Annotated in this window: 19 protein-coding genes and 2 other annotated features; of the genes, 17 read left to right on the forward strand and 2 right to left on the reverse strand. The window is 49.6% G+C overall.

Features of this window, described 5'->3' with window-relative positions; all coding sequences use genetic code 11:
* Window positions 1–2 precede the first annotated feature (2 nt).
* The 7 genes from xseB (at window position 3) to spo0A (ending at window position 6,957) form a co-directional block, all read left to right on the forward strand.
* On the forward strand, window positions 3–224 hold the full coding sequence (gene xseB / locus MKY22_RS04980) for an exodeoxyribonuclease VII small subunit (RefSeq protein WP_023467583.1): 222 nt from the start codon (window positions 3–5) through the stop codon (window positions 222–224).
* Window positions 221–1,090: a polyprenyl synthetase family protein gene (locus tag MKY22_RS04985; protein WP_341087144.1), complete on the forward strand. Its 870-nt coding sequence runs from the start codon at window positions 221–223 to the stop codon at window positions 1,088–1,090. The genes xseB and MKY22_RS04985 overlap by 4 nt, the downstream gene beginning before the upstream one ends.
* Before the next feature lie 117 nt (window positions 1,091–1,207).
* A complete protein-coding gene (gene dxs / locus MKY22_RS04990; RefSeq protein ID WP_023467585.1) occupies window positions 1,208–3,094 on the forward strand; it encodes a 1-deoxy-D-xylulose-5-phosphate synthase in 1,887 nt (628 codons plus the stop codon).
* A 6-nt stretch (window positions 3,095–3,100) separates the two neighbouring features.
* Window positions 3,101–3,907, forward strand: a complete 807-nt coding sequence (locus MKY22_RS04995) for a TlyA family RNA methyltransferase (RefSeq protein ID WP_214728070.1) — start codon at window positions 3,101–3,103, stop codon at window positions 3,905–3,907.
* A 155-nt stretch (window positions 3,908–4,062) separates the two neighbouring features.
* Entirely contained in the window at window positions 4,063–4,512 is a 450-nt protein-coding gene (gene ahrC, locus MKY22_RS05000) for a transcriptional regulator AhrC/ArgR (protein ID WP_023467586.1), read from the forward strand.
* Between the two features lie 12 nt (window positions 4,513–4,524).
* A complete protein-coding gene (recN, locus tag MKY22_RS05005) occupies window positions 4,525–6,231 on the forward strand; it encodes a DNA repair protein RecN (protein ID WP_214728068.1) in 1,707 nt (568 codons plus the stop codon).
* A 3-nt stretch (window positions 6,232–6,234) separates the two neighbouring features.
* Window positions 6,235–6,957: a sporulation transcription factor Spo0A gene (gene spo0A, locus MKY22_RS05010; protein WP_214728066.1), complete on the forward strand. Its 723-nt coding sequence runs from the start codon at window positions 6,235–6,237 to the stop codon at window positions 6,955–6,957.
* Window positions 6,958–6,993: 36 nt separating this feature from the next.
* Here the strand turns inward: spo0A and MKY22_RS05015 are convergent, their stop codons facing one another.
* Both MKY22_RS05015 and MKY22_RS05020 read right to left on the reverse strand, forming a co-directional pair.
* Window positions 6,994–7,572 carry a dihydrofolate reductase family protein gene (locus tag MKY22_RS05015; protein WP_290778638.1) on the reverse strand — a complete coding sequence of 193 codons (579 nt, stop codon included), beginning with the start codon at window positions 7,570–7,572 and terminating at the stop codon, window positions 6,994–6,996.
* A 675-nt stretch (window positions 7,573–8,247) separates the two neighbouring features.
* Complete coding sequence (locus MKY22_RS05020; protein WP_290778641.1) at window positions 8,248–8,502, reverse strand: DUF2627 family protein; 255 nt, start codon at window positions 8,500–8,502, stop codon at window positions 8,248–8,250.
* A gap of 122 nt (window positions 8,503–8,624) precedes the next feature.
* Here MKY22_RS05020 and MKY22_RS05025 point away from each other — a divergent pair, with 122 nt between their 5' ends.
* The 10 genes from MKY22_RS05025 (at window position 8,625) to MKY22_RS05070 (ending at window position 20,899) form a co-directional block, all read left to right on the forward strand.
* Complete coding sequence (locus MKY22_RS05025) at window positions 8,625–10,280, forward strand: sigma 54-interacting transcriptional regulator (protein WP_058704307.1); 1,656 nt, start codon at window positions 8,625–8,627, stop codon at window positions 10,278–10,280.
* 144 nt (window positions 10,281–10,424) lie between these two features.
* Complete coding sequence (gene yqiS / locus MKY22_RS05030; protein ID WP_041255026.1) at window positions 10,425–11,345, forward strand: phosphate butyryltransferase; 921 nt, start codon at window positions 10,425–10,427, stop codon at window positions 11,343–11,345.
* A gap of 13 nt (window positions 11,346–11,358) precedes the next feature.
* Entirely contained in the window at window positions 11,359–12,483 is a 1,125-nt protein-coding gene (locus tag MKY22_RS05035; protein ID WP_290778646.1) for a Leu/Phe/Val dehydrogenase, read from the forward strand.
* Between the two features lie 16 nt (window positions 12,484–12,499).
* Window positions 12,500–13,603 (forward strand): butyrate kinase, encoded by a 1,104-nt coding sequence (gene buk, locus MKY22_RS05040; RefSeq protein WP_290778649.1) that lies wholly within the window; start codon window positions 12,500–12,502, stop codon window positions 13,601–13,603.
* The gene (gene lpdA, locus MKY22_RS05045; protein WP_290778652.1) at window positions 13,573–14,994 is read left to right on the forward strand and encodes a dihydrolipoyl dehydrogenase; all 1,422 of its coding nucleotides are present in this window, start codon (window positions 13,573–13,575) and stop codon (window positions 14,992–14,994) included. The genes buk and lpdA overlap by 31 nt, the downstream gene beginning before the upstream one ends.
* 13 nt (window positions 14,995–15,007) lie before the next feature.
* Window positions 15,008–16,021: a thiamine pyrophosphate-dependent dehydrogenase E1 component subunit alpha gene (locus tag MKY22_RS05050; protein WP_023467595.1), complete on the forward strand. Its 1,014-nt coding sequence runs from the start codon at window positions 15,008–15,010 to the stop codon at window positions 16,019–16,021.
* Window positions 16,018–17,001 carry an alpha-ketoacid dehydrogenase subunit beta gene (locus MKY22_RS05055; protein WP_023467596.1) on the forward strand — a complete coding sequence of 328 codons (984 nt, stop codon included), beginning with the start codon at window positions 16,018–16,020 and terminating at the stop codon, window positions 16,999–17,001. The genes MKY22_RS05050 and MKY22_RS05055 overlap by 4 nt, the downstream gene beginning before the upstream one ends.
* A gap of 14 nt (window positions 17,002–17,015) precedes the next feature.
* Window positions 17,016–18,284 carry a dihydrolipoamide acetyltransferase family protein gene (locus MKY22_RS05060; RefSeq protein ID WP_290778657.1) on the forward strand — a complete coding sequence of 423 codons (1,269 nt, stop codon included), beginning with the start codon at window positions 17,016–17,018 and terminating at the stop codon, window positions 18,282–18,284.
* Between the two features lie 56 nt (window positions 18,285–18,340).
* Window positions 18,341–18,592 (forward strand) — a binding site (T-box leader).
* A gap of 48 nt (window positions 18,593–18,640) precedes the next feature.
* Window positions 18,641–18,890 (forward strand) — a binding site (T-box leader).
* A gap of 51 nt (window positions 18,891–18,941) precedes the next feature.
* Window positions 18,942–20,336, forward strand: coding sequence for an anthranilate synthase component I (gene trpE / locus MKY22_RS05065; RefSeq protein ID WP_064300279.1), 1,395 nt, complete (start codon window positions 18,942–18,944; stop codon window positions 20,334–20,336).
* The gene (locus MKY22_RS05070) at window positions 20,333–20,899 is read left to right on the forward strand and encodes an anthranilate synthase component II (RefSeq protein ID WP_290778663.1); all 567 of its coding nucleotides are present in this window, start codon (window positions 20,333–20,335) and stop codon (window positions 20,897–20,899) included. The genes trpE and MKY22_RS05070 overlap by 4 nt, the downstream gene beginning before the upstream one ends.
* Window positions 20,900–20,905: the final 6 nt, after the last annotated feature.

Raw genomic sequence — 20,905 nt, forward strand, 5'->3', positions numbered from 1 at the left:
GAATGGAGACGGAACAATCTTTTGAAGAAGCACTGGAACGATTAGAAGAAATCGTCACGTTACTCGAAGAGGGCGAAGCTCCTCTTGAACAGGCGATGGCTCTATATGAAGAAGGCGTCAAACTGACGGCTCTTTGCCAAGGGAAGTTATCCGTTGCTGAGAAAAAACTCGATCAAATCCTGGAGCAAGATGGTACGCTCCGGGAAAAAGGAGGAGCGCAATGATTGCTTTGAATGAGTGGAAGACACAAGTCGAAAACAAAATGGAAGAGTTCATGGAGCGACTCGACGCACCGGATCGTTTACGCGATTCGATGCGGTATTCACTCGATGCGGGTGGGAAACGAATTCGCCCAGCCTTGATTTATGCGGTACTCGATGCTTTTTCCATCGATCGTTCAAAAGGTGACGCGACTGCTGCGGCACTCGAGATGATTCATACATACTCACTGATTCATGATGACCTTCCAGCAATGGACGATGATGATCTGCGTCGAGGGCGTCCGACGAATCATATCGCTTTTGATGAAGCGACAGCGATTTTAGCAGGAGATGCCTTGCTCACGAACGCCTTCAGCTGTCTTCTTGAGACACCGGCTTCGCCAGAAGTGAAGCTTGCTCTTGTCGAACGGTTGTCAGCAGCAGCAGGTGCTACAGGTATGGTCGGAGGTCAACTCGACGATATGCTCGGAGAGCACGGCGGCATCAATGACGTAGCGGAGCTTGAGTCGATTCACCGTCGGAAAACAGGAGCACTCCTCGTCTTTGCAGTCGAAGCGGGTGGATTGCTTGCTTCGGTCAGCTCGAGCGATCTTGATCACTTGAAGCAATACGGTCGCCATCTCGGAATCGCATTCCAAATTCAAGATGACATCTTGGACGTGACGGGAGATGCTGAAAAAATCGGCAAACCGGTTGGTAGCGACGAAGGGAACGAAAAAGCAACGTATCCAAAATTACTGGGTCTTGAAGGCGCGAAACGCGCGCTGACAGCTCAGGTGGAAGCAGCGGAACAAGCGATTGATGCATTATCAGTCGAAGCGACGACACTTAAGGAACTGCTCGACTTCGTGGTCAAGCGCGACCATTAAGCAGGACGACGCATCTGCGTCGTCTTTTTCTATGCTGACAATGGCGCTCGATAGATTGTTCTAGTACAATGTAGGGTACAAACCCTATAAGATTGTAAGGAAAAGAGGCGGTAAGGTATGAAATTGACAGAAATACAGGATCCGTCATTTTTAAAGCGTATGTCGGTCTCCGAACTCGAAGTACTCGCAGGCGATATTCGACGCTTTTTGATTGAAGAATTAGCGACGACAGGTGGACACTTGGCACCGAACCTCGGTGTCGTCGAGTTGACGCTTGCGTTGCATCGTGAATTCGACAGTCCGAATGACAAGTTCGTCTGGGATGTCGGGCACCAAGCATACGTGCATAAGATTTTGACAGGACGTGCGAGCCAGTTTGATACGCTCCGTCAGCACAAAGGACTCTGTGGGTTCCCGAAACGCAATGAGAGTGTGCATGACGTCTGGGAGACAGGGCACAGCTCGACGTCCTTGTCAGCAGCAATGGGGATTGCTGTTTCGAATGAACTAAGCGGTAAGAGTGATCGTGCAGTCGCAATCATCGGTGATGGTGCGTTGACAGGTGGGATGGCACTCGAAGCATTGAATCATATTGGAGCCGAACAACAAAACGTCATCGTCATCTTAAACGATAACGAGATGTCGATTGCACCAAACGTTGGGGCGATGCATCAAATGCTTGGACGAATTCGTTCATCGCGTAAAGTGCGTTTTGCCCAAGACGAGCTTGAAACGTTGATCAAAAAGATTCCGGTCATTGGCGGACGCCTTGAAAAAGGAAGCGAGAAGTTGAAGGAAGCCGTTAAAGGCGCACTTGTTCCTGGCATGTTCTTCGAAGAGCTCGGCTTCAACTATTACGGTCCGGTCGATGGGCACGATCTTGATGATTTGATCGAACAGCTCAATTACGTGAAAAAAGAAGAAGGCCCTGTCCTACTTCATGTCATCACGAAAAAAGGGAAAGGCTATCGTCCAGCAGAATTCGATGGCGTCGGCACATGGCACGGTCTTGGACCATACAAGATGGAGTCTGGCGAAGTCATTAAAGGGAAATCAAAAGCACCTAGTTATTCCTTTACGGTAGCGGATACGTTGACGAAGATGGCACGCGACGATGAAAAGTTAACGTTGATCACGCCAGCGATGAGCGTCGGTTCAAAACTCGATTGTTTTGAAAAAGAATTCCCAGAGCGGATGTTTGACGTCGGCATTGCAGAACAACATGCTGTGACGTTCGCAGCTGGTCAAGCGACGCAGGGCATGAAACCTGTCGTATCGATCTACTCGACCTTCTTCCAACGTGCATACGATCAGCTCGTTCACGACGTGGCGCGTCAAAATCTAGATGTGACGTTTACGATTGACCGATCAGGTCTCGTTGGCGCAGATGGTGAAACACACCAAGGCGTCTTCGATATTGCCTTCATGCGTCACGTACCGAACATCCGGATCGTCATGGCGAAGGATGAGAACGAACTGCAACACTTGCTCTATTCAGCCGTCAAATATGAAGGGCCAATCGCCGTTCGTTTCCCACGTGGAGAAGGTATCGGTGTACCAATGGACGAGACATTGCATGAAATTTCTCTTGATACATGGGAAGTCGAACGTGAAGGAACGGACGTCGCGATCCTTGCATTCGGACCACAAGTACAAGATGCGCTCAAAATTGCGGATCTCCTAGCAGACGAACTATCGGTTCGTGTCATCAATGCCCGGACGATCAAACCGCTTGATGAGAAGATGCTGAACGCCCTTTACGCCGAAGGCATTCCACTCGTGACGCTCGAAGAAGCCGTCCTAAAAGGTGGATTCGGATCAGCTGTCCTTGAACATGCGAACGAGCAGGAAGCATTCCCACGCGTCAAACGCTTTGGTATTCCGGATTGGTATATCGAGCATGGCGGTGTGAACGAATTACTAGAAGAAATCGGATTATTACCTGGACAAATCGCAGAAGAAGTACGCGCTTTCGTCAATCAAGGAAAGAAACAGAGTGTGTGACGATTCATGGAAAATGTAAAGAAAATCCGCCTCGACGTTCTTCTCGTCGAGCGCGGTTTGTTTGAAACGCGTGAGAAAGCGAAGCGGTCGATTATGGCTGGACTGGTCTTTAGCGGAACGGAACGATTGGAGAAGGCCGGTGAGAAGGTCAAGTCGGACATCGACCTGCACGTCAAAGGTCAATTGATGCCCTACGTCGGTCGTGGAGGCTTCAAGATGGAAAAGGCACTTCAGGTATTCGATTTCGATGTCACGGGTAAAACAGGTCTCGATATCGGATCGTCAACGGGTGGCTTTACCGACTGCTCCTTACAAAATGGAGCAGCGCATATGTATGCGCTCGATGTCGGTTCCAATCAGCTGGACTGGAAGCTTCGCTCGGATGACCGTGTGACAGTGATGGAGAAAACGAACTTCCGGCATGCGACACCAGACATGTTCCCTGTTGCGCCGCAGTTTGCGACGATTGATGTATCATTCATCTCGTTACGATTGATGCTTCCACCATTGAAGACGATCCTCGTTGAAGGAGGAGATGTCATGGCGCTCGTCAAGCCGCAATTCGAAGCGGGGCGTGATGATATCGGTAAAAAAGGCATCGTTCGTGACGAGCGGATTCATGTCCGTGTCCTCGATGAGATGGTCGAATTCTTCATTCAACAAGGGTTCTATGTGAAACAGCTCGACTATTCACCGATTACCGGTGGAGAGGGTAACATCGAGTTCTTATTGCATGCGCGCCTTGGTCAACCAGGGCTTGACCCATCTGTTGATGCGACAGAGACAGTCAAGCAAGCACACGCTAGTCTTTAAAACGAACAGATGAAAACGAGGACGGATCCGGTTCATGGGTCCGTCTTCGTTGTTGTTCGGAGCGACGAAAACCGTATAATAAAATGGCAAACGTGGACTTTTAATGATTTATTGGATTACAATAGTAACATCGAAGAATACTGTGAGGTGCAGGAATGACAAAGGGGCAACGGTTGATTAAGATTCGGGAGATCATCACCCAGTCGGAAGTAGAAACCCAAGATGAATTGGTAGAGGAATTACGGAATGCAGGATATAAGGTGACACAGGCAACGGTATCACGAGATATTAAGGAACTTCATCTCGTTAAGGTCCCGTTGAATGATGGACGTTATAAATACAGCTTACCCGCCGACCAACGCTTCAACCCACTCGGGAAATTGCGGCGTCTGCTCGGGGACAGCTTCATCTCGATTGATTCTGCTCAAAATCTGATTGTCATGCATGTCCTGCCGGGAAATGCGAACGCAGTCGCTGTCTTACTGGACCACTTGAGCTGGAACGAACTGCTTGGCACGGTGTGTGGGGACGATACGATCCTATTGATCGCACGAAGTGAGGAACAAGCGAAAGAAGTGACGGAACGAATTTTAGAAATGCTGTAAGGAGTTGACAGGATGCTAGCTGAATTATCGATCAAACAATTTGCGATCATTGACGAGCTACAGATCGACTTTAAAAAAGGAATGACCGTCTTGACTGGGGAAACAGGTGCCGGTAAATCGATCGTTCTCGACGCGATCGGATTATTGATTGGTGGACGTGGATCCGCGGAATTCGTTCGATACGGGGAAGATCGGGCGGAACTAGAAGGATTATTTCTGATTGAAGACGACCATCTCGTCTATGATCTCGCAGAAGAGTACGGTATCGATATCGAAGATGGATTGATCATCTTACGTCGTGATCTGTTCGCGACCGGGAAAAGTGTCTGTCGCGTCAACAATAAGCTGGTCACACTGACGATCTTACGTGAGTTCGGACGTGTCCTCGTCGACATGCACGGGCAACATGAACATCAGCATTTAATGGACAGTACGTATCATCAAGCGATTCTCGATGACTTCGCGCAAGAGGCAATCGCGCCGCTTCTTCAAGCCTACCAGTCCGGTTACCAAGCGTATGAAGAAAAACGGACGGCTTTGCAATCGCTCGCGCAAAGTGAGCAAGAACTCGCTCAACGGGTCGATTTACTATCTTTTCAGACGGAAGAGATTGAAGGCGCAAAACTTCGAGCACACGAGGAAGATGAGTTGCTCGTTGAACGGAATCGTCTCGCGAATTTCGAAAAGCTATATGCGTCGTTAAAGACAGCGTATGATGCTTTACACGATGAGATGCGCGGCATCGATTCTGTTGGAGACGCGATGCGTGAACTACAGCAAGCATCAAGCATCGACGAACAGTTTTCGCAGCAGAGTGACGCGATCGCAAGCGCTTTTTATGGACTCGAAGAAGTCGGGTATGCAATTCGAGATCAACTTGAAACACTTGAGTTTGATTCCAATCGACTCGATGAGATCGAACAACGTCTATCCGTCTTTCAGCAGCTGAAACGAAAATACGGGGCGACGATCGAGGAAGTCATCGCGTATGGGGAAAAAATTCGAGTTGAACTCGATACGATGACGAATCGAGATGAGCGGATTGAACGATTAAAAGCCGAAGTCGAACAGCTCGAAGGCGAATTGTTTGAAATTGGTGGTCGACTCTCGCAACAGCGTCGAAAAGCGGCCGTTCAATTAAGCGAAGCGATTCATCTAGAGTTGCGTGAGCTCTACATGGAAAAAGCACGATTTGAAATTCGTTTTCTTCAAGACGGGAAGACACCGATGCTACGCAAGAACGGGATCGACCAAGTCGAGTTCTTCATCATGACGAATGCGGGAGAACCATTCAAGTCGCTCGGAAAAGTCGCATCGGGCGGAGAGTTATCTCGTATCATGCTCGGACTGAAGTCAATCTTCTCGCGCTCGGTCGGAGTCGCTTCGATCATTTTCGATGAAGTCGATACAGGAGTATCGGGTCGTGTCGCACAAGCGATGGCTGAAAAAATCTATCGTTTATCGGTAGATGGACAAGTGCTCTGTATTACGCACTTACCGCAAGTCGCTTCGATGGCCGATCAACATCTCTATATTCGGAAGATTGAGGAGACGGATCGTACGACGACACAGGTCAATGTCTTGTCTCAGTCAGATCGAGGAAACGAACTGGGACGGATGATTTCCGGTGCGCATATGACGGATTTGACGTTACGCCATGCCGAGGAATTGATGGATCAGGCGAAGACGATGAAAGAATCGCTTAAAAATGGGGTGTAAGGATTGATTAAAGTCGGGATAGCAGATGATAATCGCGAAATGGTCGAACTGATTCGCCAGCATATCTCTGCGCAAGAAGACATGGAAGTCGTTTGCGTCGCCTACAACGGCGAGAGTTGTCTCGAACGTATGAAAGAACATGAAGTGGATGTATTGCTTCTCGACATCATCATGCCTCATTTAGATGGGCTCGGTGTGCTCGAAGAGTTGATGAAGAAAAAGAAGAATCCTGCAGTCATCATGTTGAGTGCTTTCGGTAAGGATGAGGTCTCTCAACAGGCGGTCACCCTCGGAGCATCGTACTTCTTACTTAAACCGTTCAGCATGGATCAGCTCGTTCAAAAAATTCGTCTCGTGACGCATCAAGGACAAGTACCAATCGTTGAAACGATTGACTTAAGAGTCGGTACGACACTGCGAGAAGTGGGGATTGCTCCGCATATCAAAGGCTTCACGTATTTAAAGGACGCTGTCTTAATGGTGCTTGAACGGGAAGATTTACTTGGATTGATCACAAAGGAACTCTATCCGACGATTGCGAAAAAACATCAAACGACGGCATCTCGCGTTGAACGAGCGATGCGTCACGCCATCAAGTCCGCTTGGAACGAAGGGATGCAACAGCACGAGCTCTTCAATGGTCGGATCGAACAAGAGAAAAGTCCGAAGAACTCAGAATTCATCTCGTATGTTTCGAGTCATATGAATCAAGAACAATCTGGTTAAAGGAAACACACCGTCTGATGGTTAGACGGTGTGTTTTTAGTTCCGATCCCGTTCATAGTAAGCGATCAACACACCGTTATCAAACGTGTGTCGTTTCGTGACGTTCCAAGTAAGAGGCGTCATTCCATTGTCGGGAAATAGACGTTTACCAGAACCAACGATGACCGGATAGTGGATCAATCGAAGTTCATCGATCAGATCAGCTTGATAAAGCGTATGAACAAGTTGACTACTACCCCAGACGTGAAGCGGTGGTCCGTCTTGTTGTTTCAAGCGTGTTAGTTCTGAAGTCGGTTGATTCAAATATGTCGTCGGCTGCCAACGAATAGGTGGTGTATGTCGCGTAGCAACATACTTCATGGCACGATCGGCAACTGGCCAGATATCTGCATGGAGTGGCCAGTAACTCGACCATTGCTCGTAAGTCGCGTGACCGAGTAACAGGGCGCAATCCTCTTGCATCCATCCACGGATGACCTGACCGATCTCAGGATGCTGAAATGGAGCAGTCCATCCCCCCTGTTCGAAGTCATTGCTCATGTCCTCATTCTTTCCGCTCGGTGCTTGAACGACACCGTCTAACGATAGATGTTCGAAAACGATGATTTTTCGCATGAAAGAGCTCCTTTCGATTACGTTCTGCTTATAGCATACCGTAAAGCTAAAAATATATAAAAGCGCTTGCAAATAAATATTGCATAAACTGAAATGTTTGTTATAATAAAAGTACCAAATGATTTGGCAAGACGTCAGATGAACGTCGAGTCGACAAGGACTCCGGAAATCCTGTTGATGAACATCATCTCAGAACGCCAACTGTAAATGGCTCAAGAATGCCGGACGACATTCTCTTGGTAGAAGTCGTACCAAGGTATCTTGTTCATTCTAGATGGGAAATCTCGAATGAATGGGAGCTTCCATGATTTCGAAGCTAGGGAAAAGTGGAAGGTAACGGATCGTCTAAAATGAAAAGTACAGTTCGTGAAAAGGAGTGTTGTCTAGCAGTGATTGTTAGCAACCGAATGTTTGACTGCTTCAAGCGGATGACATTACGCTCCACCTAGGTCCCGAGTACAGTCAGATGATGGAACTGAAACACCATTCTATCGTTAGCCCGATAGCCAGATCTGATTTCTTTCTACCTCTTCATTAAGAGGAACACCTAAGGTTTTGGAGTACACGAATAGTTCTAACTATGAGAGGAGTTCATCCGTAAGTGAAACCAATTTTATACGAGTAAAAGGTCCCGCGCTTGAAATGAGTTCAAGAGATGGGGACCTTTTTCTGTGTTCATTTTTTTTGATAGCGGTCGGAGACTTTTCCACGTTTTCGATCGCGATAAAAGACATATCCTGCGACAAATCCAATGCCACCCATCGCAAGAACTAAACCAACGAGACCTTGCAGTACATATACGCAAGCCGCATCGCCTAAGTATTTAAACGGCACTTGCGCAATTAGAAAAACACTATCACGCATGAGCTTAATACCAATCGCGCCGATGATGCCGGGGATTAATAATGAGAGCAAACCAATGATACGCATAGGACGCCACTCCTTTCCAAGCGTATTGTATCAAAAAATCGATCGTTCTGCGAATCGGGTTTGCTTCCCTATTTTATTCCGAGTACGATAGAAATGTAAGCAGTTTCAAAGGGGGAATTCATATGCATCATCTACTCGTCGTCGGGGCTGGTCAAGGGGGAACAGAAGTCCTGCATGCGTTTCAACGTTCACCATTATTAACGGTCATCGGTCTCGTCGATCCAAACATGGAGGCGCCTGGGGTGGCGCTTGCACGGCGTGCGGACATTCGGATCGAAACGAATTGGTCAGCTTTTGAAGGAGCTGATGTCGATTTCATCATTGACGCTACAGGAGAAACTGGCGTACTTGAGCAATTGATTCATGATTTTCCGGGAGCAGCGGTCTTACCGGGTGAATTCGTCAGAGTGTTGCTTGAGCGATTGACTGAAAAAGAGAAAATGCTCGAAGCAATCATTCATTGTACGAGCGAGGCGATTTCCGTCGCCGATCAAGACGGACAGACGATGCTGATCAATCCAGCATATACGCGTATGACTGGTTTCACGGAGCGAGACGTTGTCGGAAAACCGGCAAGTGCCGATATCGGAATGCAGGAATCCGTTCATTTGAAAGTCTTGAATACGGGCGAGAACGTGCGGGATGTTCGCATGAAGATCGGGCAAGATCAACGTGATATCATCGTCAATGCGGCACCCGTCATCGTCGATGGACAAGTCCGCGGTTCCGTTGGGGTCATTCGGGATATTTCAGAAATGAAGGCACTCGCCAAAGAATTGAAGGCAGCGCGACAAAAAATCCGGACGCTCGAAGCCAAATATACTTTTGACGATATCATCGCTGAGAGTGAAGCGATGCGCTTCGTCGTCGATCAAGCAAAGCTTGCGGCAACGATGCCCGTCAACGTCTTGATTCGCGGTGAATCCGGAACCGGCAAGGAACTGTTTGCACATGCGATCCATGCAGCGAGCGAACGTAAATATGAACAATTCGTCCGCGTCAACTGTGCGGCAATCGCACCGACGTTACTCGAAAGTGAACTATTCGGCTACGAGGAAGGCGCGTTCTCAGGAGCGCGACGTGGTGGGAAGCGGGGGTATTTCGAAGAAGCACATGGAGGTTCGCTATTCTTAGATGAGATTGGCGAACTACCACTCGACGTCCAGGCCAAACTATTACGGGTGTTACAGGAAAATGAAGTCGTTCGCGTCGGTGGGACGAAGGCGATTCCAGTCGATGTCCGGATTATCGCGGCGACGAATGCGAATCTAGAGCAAAAGATCATCATGAATGAGTTCCGAGAAGATCTCTACTACCGGATCAATCGTTTACCGATTCACATACCGGCACTACGTGAGCGACCGGATGATATCGCACCATTGACCTTGCACTTACTCCGTAAATTGAATCAAAGTTATGGACGATCGGTCGGACGGATCTCAGATGATGTACTTGAAGCAATGAAGAAGCAACCGTGGAAAGGAAATGTCCGCGAGCTTGAAAATGTCATCGGTCGCGCGTTGATTTTTACGGATAAAACAGAAACCGTCTTGCGAAAAGGTCATCTTCAGCTTGTCGTGCCACAAACAACGAAAGTCACGACGAGACAGAAAAAGGAAATCAAGCATCTATCGGACGAGATGTCACACGTCGAAGAACGGTTGATTCGGGAAGCGCTTACTGCCTTTAATGGCAACAAAACAGAAGCGGCGAAACAACTAGGAATTTCTCTTCGGGCACTTTATTACAAAGTGGAACGATTTAACATCTATTCGTGAAGCGCAAATTTTTGCGTGCAATATATTGCAAAAAATGCAAAAGCGTGCAAAATTAAAGACGTTCTTGCTTAACCTACCGTCTCTTTTGAATTGGCACGAAAATTGCTATTACTATTTATGTATGACAGGTGAGGGGGGAATACGGTGAGATTCAGTGAAATGGTCGAGCAGGCAGCTCGACTCGAAGATTCCGTCGTTGCGATTGCAGCTGCGGATGACGAAGAAGTGATGGATGCTGTCGCATTAGCAATTGAGAACGATTTAGCGCGTTTTCATTTGTTCGGGGATGCGACACGGATTCAGCAGATGATTCAAAAGCGAGCATTACGAGAGTCACAGTTCGTGATCACTCATACTTCTACATCGCAAGAAGCGGCAGAACGTGCCGCTCATGCCGTTCGCAAAGGGGATGCGAGCGTCTTGATGAAAGGTCTTGTTCCGACAGCAACGTTCATGAAAGCTGTCTTGAACAAAGAAACGGGTCTGCGTTCAGGGAATGTCTTGTCGCATGTCGCGTTGTTTGAAGTACCGGGGCGTGAATCAGCAATCGGATTAACCGATGCAGCGATTCATATCCAACCGACACTCGAAGACAAAGTGAAGATCATCGAAAACGGTGTCTCCGCCTTACGAGCGCTTGGATACGGCTTACCAAAAGTCGCAGTCTTAGCAGCTGTCGAAGTCGTCAATCCAACGATGCAGGCGACGATTGATGCCGCTCTGCTAACACAAATGAACCGACGTGGTCAAATCAAGGATTGCCTTGTAGACGGACCACTCGCACTCGACAATGCCGTAAATCTCGTCGCTGCCCAGCAAAAAGGGCTAACGGGAGACGTAGCAGGTCAGGCGGATTTACTCGTCGTTCCGCAAATTGAAGTCGGAAACGTCATCTACAAATCACTCATGTATTTCGCACATGCCTCGGTTGCGGCGATTCTCGTCGGAGCGCGGGCGCCAGTCGTTTTGACTAGCCGTGCCGATACAGCAGAAGCAAAAATGTACTCACTAGCCTTTGCGCTATTAAATGCCCAACAGACGAAAAAAGTAAAACAAACAATCTGAGGAGGAACTTAAAATGGTCGAAACAAACGTAGAATCACGCTTCAGCATCTTTGAAACAATGGAGATGGAAGATTACGAACAAGTCGTTTTTTGCCACGATAAAGTATCAGGACTAAAAGCAATCATTGCGATTCATGACACGACACTCGGACCGGCACTCGGTGGACTTCGCATGTGGAACTATGCATCAGACGAAGAGGCATTGATTGATGCGCTCCGTTTATCAAAAGGAATGACGTATAAGAACGCAGCCGCTGGGTTGAACCTTGGTGGTGGTAAAGCTGTCATCATCGGCGATGCGAAGACACAAAAGTCAGAAGCACTCTTCCGGGCATTCGGACGTTACGTCCAGTCACTGAACGGTCGTTACATCACAGCAGAAGATGTCAATACGACGGTTGCAGACATGGATTACATCCACATGGAGACAGATTTCGTTACTGGTGTCAGCCCAGCATTCGGATCAAGCGGTAACCCATCACCGGTTACGGCATACGGTGTCTACCGTGGAATGAAAGCAGCGGCAAAAGAAGTGTACGGAACAGATTCACTTGGTGGAAAAACGATTGCGATCCAAGGTGTCGGTAACGTTGCCTTCAATCTATGCCGTCATTTACATGAAGAAGGGGCGAAACTGATCGTCACGGACATCAACCAAGAAGCACTTCAACGTGCAGAAGAAGCATTCGGTGCCTTGATCGTCGCACCAGAAGACATCTACAGTGTCGAAGCGGATATCTTTGCACCATGTGCCCTCGGTGCGACATTGAACGACGAGACGATTTCACAATTGAAAGTCAAGATCATCGCTGGTGCAGCAAATAACCAACTCAAAGAAGACCGTCACGGTGACATGCTTGAAGAACGCGATATCTTATACGTACCAGACTTCGTCATCAATGCCGGTGGTGTCATCAACGTTGCCGATGAACTCGACGGATACAACCGTGATCGTGCCATGAAAAAAGTTGAACTCGTCTACGATGCAGTCACGAAAGTGTTCGAAATCGCAAAACGCGATCATTTACCGACATACCGGGCGGCTGAGAAAATGGCAGAAGAGCGCATTGCGACGATGCGTAGTGCCCGCAGCCAGTTCCTGCGTCGTGATAAAAACATTCTAGGATCACGCGGCTGATCAGAGGAGGATATCCATGAGCGAACGTATTTTAACGATCAATCCCGGTTCGACGTCGACGAAGATTGGTATCTTCGAAGGGGCGAATCAGGTGTTCACGAAGACGTTACGCCATCCAGCGGAGGCGGTCGGAGGACCGCTTCCAGCGCAGCTGGAGATGCGTCGTCATGTGTTACTCGAAGTGTTAGCTGAAGAACAGATCGATTTGAAAGCGCTTACTGCAGTCGTGGGACGCGGAGGACTACTCCGACCACTCGTTAGCGGTACGTACGCCGTTAACCAGGAAATGCGAGAAGACTTACTCAGCGGTATTTTTGGCGTCCATGCCTCGAACCTCGGTGGACTCCTCGCGGATGAGATTGCTCGGACACTCGATATCCCATCGTTCATCGTTGATCCAGTCGTCGTTGACGAACTTGAGCCGATTGCGCGAATTACAGGCTTACCTGAACTTGAACGAAAGAGTATTTTCCATGCCTTGAATCAAAAAGCTGTCGCGAAGCGGTACGCGAAGGAAATCGGACGTCCATATGAGGAACTACGTCTGATCATCGCACACATGGGCGGCGGCATTACGGTCGGTGCGCACCAAGAGGGGCGTGTCATCGATGTCAACAACGGACTCGATGGAGAAGGACCGTTTTCGCCGGAACGAAGCGGATCGCTACCTGTTGGTCAACTAGTAGAACTATGTTATAGTACCAAGTATAAACTCGAAGAGATGAAGCGTCTGGTCGTTGGGTCAGGCGGACTTGTCGCGCACTTGGGAACGTTTGACGCGATCGAGATCGAGCACCGGATTGAGGAAGGCGACGAAAAAGCGGCGTTGTTATATGACGCGATGGCGTACCGGATCGCAAAAGAGATCGCTGGTCAAAGTGCCGTCTTGTTCGGTCAGATCGACGCGATCATCCTAACAGGCGGACTTGCCTATAGTGATCGATTGACGCGTGCGATCGAAGAACGCATCGCCCACCTCGGTCAAGTCGTACGTAGTCCTGGTGAAGATGAGTTGCAGGCGCTCGCAGAAGGAGTGTTGCGTGTCTTACGTGGGGAAGAAGAAGTTAAGGAATATGGAGGCGAACCAACATGGCTAGAGAATTCGACGTCGTTGTCCTAGGTGGTGGACCCGGTGGATATGTCGCCGCGATTCGTGCGGCACAAGCCGGGAAGTCGGTAGCAATCGTGGAACAAGGAAAATTAGGCGGGACATGCTTACATCGTGGCTGTATCCCATCTAAAGCCTTTTTAAAATCAGCAGCAGTCTATCAGACGGTCAAACACGCTGCTACATATGGCGTGGACGTACCGGAATCGTTTTTACGATTCGAACAGGTCAAACAACGTAAACAAGAGATCGTAGATGGGTTAGAGGCAGGTATTCAGCATCTGATGAAAAAAGGAAAGATTGAAGTCTTTCATGGTCGGGGTTCGATTCTTGGACCAAGTATCTTTTCACCAATGCCGGGAACAATCAGCGTTGAGCCGGAAGAAGGCGAAGGCGAGTTGATCCTTCCGCGTCAATTGATCGTCGCGACAGGGTCGCGTCCACGTCCATTGAACGGACTTGCTTTTGATTCAGAGTATGTCCTCAGCTCGGATGATGCCCTCGATATGGCAGATTTGCCAAAGTCGATCGTCATCATCGGTGGCGGCGTCATCGGTGTCGAATGGGCATCGATGTTGACGGATTTTGACGTCGCAGTAACGGTCGTCGAATTCAGCGACCGGATTTTACCGACGGAAGATGCGGCAGTCAGTCGTGAAGTCGCCCGTCAATTGAAAAAGCGGGGCGTCAAGATTCATACCGGCGCAGCTGCACAAAGTGACACGTTCCGGATGTCAGAAGACGGTGTCTCGATCGCGATCGACCGTAACGGAGAACAAACGACGCTTGAAGCGGATAAATTGCTTGTCGCAATCGGTCGAATAGCGAACGTCGAAGGCATTGGGATTGAAAACACGAATATCGTCGTCGAAAATGGCTTCATCCAAGTAGATGACCATTTCCGGACGAAGGATCAACATATCTATGCGATCGGGGATGTCATCGGTCGCTTACAACTGGCGCACGTCGCGTCAGCAGAAGGTGTCAAAGCGGTCGAGGCGATCGTAAACGGAACGACGACACCACTTGAGTATGCGTTCGTACCACGTTGTATCTACAGCGTACCGGAAGCGGCATCGGTCGGTTTGACGGAAGACGAAGCGAAACGTGCCGGAATGGACGTTAAGGTCGGAAGCTTCTCGTTCAACGGATTAGGGAAAGCGCGAATCGAAGGAGAGGCGGCAGGATTCATCAAGCTCGTCTCCGATGCGAAGACAGATGATCTTGTCGGCGTTCACATCGTCGGACCAAAAGCAACGGAACTGATCAGTGAAGGTGGATTAGCGCTCGTACTCAATGCAACGGCATGGGAAGTCGGACAGCTCGTGCATCCACACCCGGCCTTGTCAGAAGCATTCGGAGAAGCAGCACTTGCAGTCGACGGACTTGCGGTTCACGCCTAAGGAGGAATTACGGATGGAAAAAATAGAATTCAAAGAATTAGTAGAACTCGGATTAACGGAACAGGACGCGATTCAGATGTTCGAAACGATGGTCCGTGCGCGGAAGATCGACGAACGGATGTGGAAGTTGAACCGAGCGGGTAAAATTCCCTTCCTCGTCTCATGTCAAGGACAAGAAGCGGCTCAAGTCGGTGCAGCGTTCGCCCTTGAAAAAGGAACGGACTACATTTTGCCGTATTACCGTGATTTAGGCGTCGTCTTACACTTCGGTCAAACGTCACGCGATATCATGCTGTCGGCATTCGCAAAGGCAGAAGATCCGAACTCAGGTGGTCGTCAAATGCCAGGACACTATGGTTCACGTGCCTTGAATATCGTCACGGGTTCAAGTCCGGTCACGACACAAGTCCCACATGCTGTTGGAATTGCACTGGCTGCGAAGATGCGTAAGGAACCACTCGTTGCTTACGTCTCGTTCGGAGAGGGCTCTTCAAACCAAGGAGACTTCCATGAAGGGGCGAACTTCGCCGGAATTCATAAACTTCCGGTCATCTTGTTCTGTGAAAACAATAAATACGCGATCTCGACACCTCTCTCGAAACAGCTGTCGGCGAAACACGTTGCTGATCGGGCGATCGGCTATGGTATGCCAGGCTATACGGTGGACGGCATCGACCCACTCGCTGTCTACAAGGTCGTCAAGGAAGCACGCGAGCGCGGATTACGGGGAGAAGGTCCGACCTTGATTGAAGTTGAAGTCGAACGTCTCGTGCCACACTCATCGGATGATGACGATAAATCGTACCGTTCTGCTGAAGAACTCGATGCCTTAAAAGCACGTGACGGGATCAAACTCTTCCGGGCGCGTTTGATTGAAATGGGCGTCCTGACGGAAGAATCAGCGACTGAAATCGAACAAGCGATGGAGAAAGAAGTCGACGAAGCAACGGCTTATGCGGAAGCAGCAGCTTACGATGCGCCAGAAAATGCATTACGTTACGTGTACGACGAGGAGGAAACGAAATGACGACGTTAAGTTTAATCGAAGCGATCAATAGTGCAATCAAAGAAGAAATGGAACGCGACGAGTCCGTCTTCATCCTCGGTGAAGACGTTGGTGTCCGTGGTGGTGTCTTCCGGGCGACCCAAGGATTGCTCGAACAATTCGGAGAAGAGCGTGTCATCGATGCACCACTCGCTGAGAGTGCGATTGCCGGTGTCGGAATCGGAGCTGCGATGTACGGCATGCGTCCGATTGCTGAAATGCAATTCGCTGACTTCATCATGCCAGCGGTCAACCAAATCGTCAGTGAAGCAGCGAAGATTCGGTACCGTTCGAATAATGACTGGACGTGTCCGATCGTCATCCGCGCACCGTTCGGCGGCGGTATTCACGGGGCACTTTATCATTCTCAGTCGGTCGAAGCGATGTTCAACTCGACGCCAGGACTGAAAATCGTCATCCCATCGAATCCATATGACGCAAAAGGATTGCTAAAGGCAGCGATTCGTTCGAATGATCCGGTCTTGTTCTTTGAGCACAAAAGAGGCTATCGTCTGTTAAAAGGAGATGTTCCTGAAGGCGACTATACGGTCGAAATCGGTAAAGCAGACGTCAAGCGTGAGGGCGAAGACGTGACGATCATCACTTACGGGCTATGTGTTCATATGGCACTTGAGGCAGCAACACGCCTTGAAAAAGACGGAATCGATGTCCACATCCTTGACTTGCGGACGGTGTATCCAATCGACCGCGAAGCAGTCGTCGAAGCAGCGAAAAAGACGGGGAAAGTCTTGCTCGTCACGGAAGACAATAAAGAAGGTAGCGTCATGAGTGAAGTGTCGGCGATCATTGCAGAAGAAGCATTGTTCGATCTCGATGCACCAATCGAACGACTCTGTGGTCCAGACGTCCCAGCGATGCCATACGCTCCGACGATGGAGAAGTTCTTCAACATCTCAAGCGAGAAAATTGAAGATAAAATCCGGACGTTACACGCATACTAAGGGGGAACTGACCGATGAAGACTGAAACACTTACGATGCCACAACTCGGGGAAAGTGTTACTGAAGGAACGATTTCGATGTGGCTTGTCAAACCGGGCGATACTGTCAAAAAATATGATCCGATTGCAGAAGTCATTACCGATAAGGTAACGGCAGAAGTCCCATCTTCGTTTGATGGTGTGATTGAAAAACTGCTTGCAGAAGAAGGTGATACGTTGCAAGTCGGTGACGCGATCGTCACGATGCAAGTCAGCGGCGGATCGACGGAAGTCGCGGCGACCGAACAAGAAGTGCCGGCTGTCGAAGAAACGACGTCGGCTGATACATCGATGAAAAAACGCTATTCACCAGCGGTCTTGAAACTCTCGGGTGAGCATGGCATTGATCTCGAACAAGTGACGGGTACAGGAGCGGGCGGCCGGATTACCCGGAAAGATCTCTTGAAATTGATCGACTCTGGATCGATCCCGACACCACAAGCAACGGAACCAAAACCGGAAGCGCAAGCGGCTCCGGTAGCGCCTCCGGCAGAAGCACCACCCGCACCAAAACGTCCGGTCAGTGCACCACAACCGACGGAAACGGGCGACATCGAGATTCCGACTGCCGGTGTGCGTCAAGCGATCGCTTCGAACATGGTTCGCGCGAAACACGAAGCGCCACATGCTTGGTTGATGATCGAAGTTGATGTCACGAACTTGGTCGAAGCACGTAATCGTCATAAAGATGCGTTCTTCAAACAAGAAGGGGTCAAATTGACGTTCTTACCGTTCTTCATGAAGGCGACAGTCGAAGGATTGAAGAAACATCCAATCATGAACTCGACATGGGCGGGAGATAAGATCATTCAAAAGAAAGCGATCAACCTATCACTTGCTGTCGCGACGCAGGACGCTCTGTTCGTACCGGTCGTCAAGAATGCGGATGAATTAAGCATCAAGGGGATCGCACGCGCGATCGATGACTTCGGGAAACGCGCACAAGCCGGCACGTTGTCATCTGCAGAGATGCAAGGTGGGACGTTTACGGTTAACAATACGGGATCATTCGGTTCGATCCAATCAGCACCGATTCTTAACTTCCCGCAAGCGGCGATTCTATCCGTTGAATCAATCGTCAAACGTCCAGTTTGGGTGAACGGCATGTTCGCAGCACGCGACATGGTCAACCTCTGTATGTCGATCGACCACCGGGTGCTCGACGGACTCGTAGCCGGACAGTTCCTACAAACTGTCAAACAAGCGCTCGAATCGATTGATCCGAACCAACTTTCCTTATACTGAGTTTTTCCAGTTGACAGGGAAGAAGAAGCATCGTAATATAAGAATCAATTCAACACACGATAGCAAAGACGAAGAGAAGTAACTTGTGAAACGATTCAAGAGAGCTGATGGGTGGTGCGAATCAGTATCGGGCAACAAGCGAATGGCCTTCTGAGCTTCAGACCGAATCCCTTCAATGGGTAGTAGGCTCTGACGGGTTCCTCCCGTTATCGGGGTCGACGAATCAGGACAACGGTCCGGTTCGTTTCAAAGGGGACGGTGTCAGCATCGTCAACGAAGGTGGTACCGCGGGTCTTCCCGTCCTTCATGTTCTACATGAATGGGCGAGAAGACCCTTTTCGTATACAATCGAATCAAACAAATCGTAGAGTGAGTTAAGTAGCGAGACAACATCGGCGTTTCAGAGAGCGGGAGAATGGTGTGACTTCCGTACGGCGAGGTTTCGTGAATGGTCTCATGAGAGCGTGGCTGAACGAAGAAGTAGGTCGCGACGGATGCCCCCGTTATCGTAGGCTATGATGTCTCTTATTAAGACGCATCAGACAAAGTGGGAACGGTCAAACCGTTCCAATCGAGAGGTGGCACCGCGAGATAATCGTCCTCCATGCAGCATACGCTGTGTGGGGGACTTTTTTATATTCCAGGAGGCGAACAGGGATGGTTCAGACAGACACACTTATCATCGAACAACTTGAACTAAACGGCGACGAGATGACGCCGATCATGATTTTTCAACAACTGAGCGGAACACAGAAATGTTTGCTTGAAAGTTCTGCGCATACGGATCAAGGACGGTATTCGATCATCGGTGTTGATCCGGTGGAGATGATTCGCGCAGAGGGACGGACCGTGACGCGGGAACAGTTGACGACAGGTCGATTGACGCAGGAAACGGGTGATCCAGTACGACTGATGCAACAGATGATCCTCCGGGGTGGCGTCGAAGAAGACCTTCCGTTTTTAGCGGGTGGGATCGGATATGTCGGTTACGACATGATGCGCGCATATGAAACGCTTGGTGATATTCCAGAGCGAACGAGACAACTACCGGACGCGCTACTCGCTGTATACGACCAAATCATCCTGTTCGATCATCTCGAACATCGTGTTCATTTGATTCAGACGTCGCTCGGTGGCATCACTGATCGTGATGAATTACGTCAACGTTTAGCAGAACGAAAAGCACAACTTGAGCAACCACGGGAGCGAACGGATATCGAGCGTCCTCTCCGGGATGTCGTCTATGAACCGTTGATGGATCAAGAGACGTTTGAAGGACTCGTCGAACAAGCAAAGAAACATATTCGCCAAGGCGACGTCTTCCAACTCGTTCTCTCACAACGCCTCGATGCGACGTTCTCAGGTGACCCGTTCCAGTTTTACCGGAAGCTCCGCAAGGACAATCCAAGCCCTTATCTCTTCTATATCGACTTAGGCGAAGCGATCGTACTCGGGGCCTCCCCGGAAAGTTTGGTCCAAGTCAAAGGGAATCGAGTGACGACGAATCCGATTGCCGGCACACGCCGCCGGGGGAAGACGAAAGAAGAGGACGAACGACTGGCAGAGGAGTTGCTTCACGATGAGAAGGAACGGGCCGAGCACCGGATGCTTGTCGATCTCGGACGCAACGACCTCGGTCGGATTTGTCAGATTGGTACCGTCGAGGTGACGCGATTCATGCAAATCGAGCGCTTCAAGAACGTCATGCACCTCGTTTCTGTCGTTGAAGGGACGTTAGCAGACGGAAAGACCGGCGCAGACGCACTCGTCTCTTGTCTACCGGCTGGGACGGTCACGGGAGCTCCGAAAATCCGAGCGATGCAGTTGATCGACCAGTACGAACAGGTGAAACGAGAAGTATATGCCGGGGCGGTCGGCTATTTCGATGTTCGAGGGAATATGGATTTTGCCCTCGCGATCCGGACGATGGTGATCAAGGATGGTGTCGCTTCTGTTCAAGCAGGAGCTGGCATCGTCTACGACTCGATTCCACGCCTCGAGTACCAGGAGACGTTACACAAAGCGAAATCACTACTGGAGGTTTGGAAATGATCGTCCTAATTGATAATTATGATTCCTTTACCTATAACCTATACCAATACGCATCCGTTTATACGGACGTTCACGTCATTCGAAACGATGCGGTCAGCATCGAAGAACTACGCGAGATGAAACCAGACGGCATCATCCTCTCACCCGGTCCCGGTCGCCCGGCTGACGCTGGCATCTGCATCGATCTCATTCGTCAATTATCGGGTCGAGTACCGATTCTCGGTGTCTGTCTCGGACATCAGGCAATCGGCGAAGCATTCGGAGGACGCGTCGTCGAAGCACCAGTCATCATGCACGGGAAGACATCGATGATTCGACAATCGGGACAACTCTTCGACGAAATGACGGAAACGTTAGAGGTCATGCGCTATCATTCGCTGATCGTCGCTCGCAACGACTTACCGACGGAGCTCGTCATCACAGCAGAAACGGATGACCGGACGATCATGGCACTCGAGCACCGGACGCATCCGACGTTCGGAATCCAGTTCCATCCTGAATCTGTCGGAACACCACAAGGACAGCAGATGATTAAACGATTCATTGAATTGACAAAGGAGTGACGAACG

It is taken from the genome of Exiguobacterium sp. FSL W8-0210 (assembly GCF_038006045.1).
Lineage (GTDB): Bacteria > Bacillota > Bacilli > Exiguobacteriales > Exiguobacteriaceae > Exiguobacterium_A.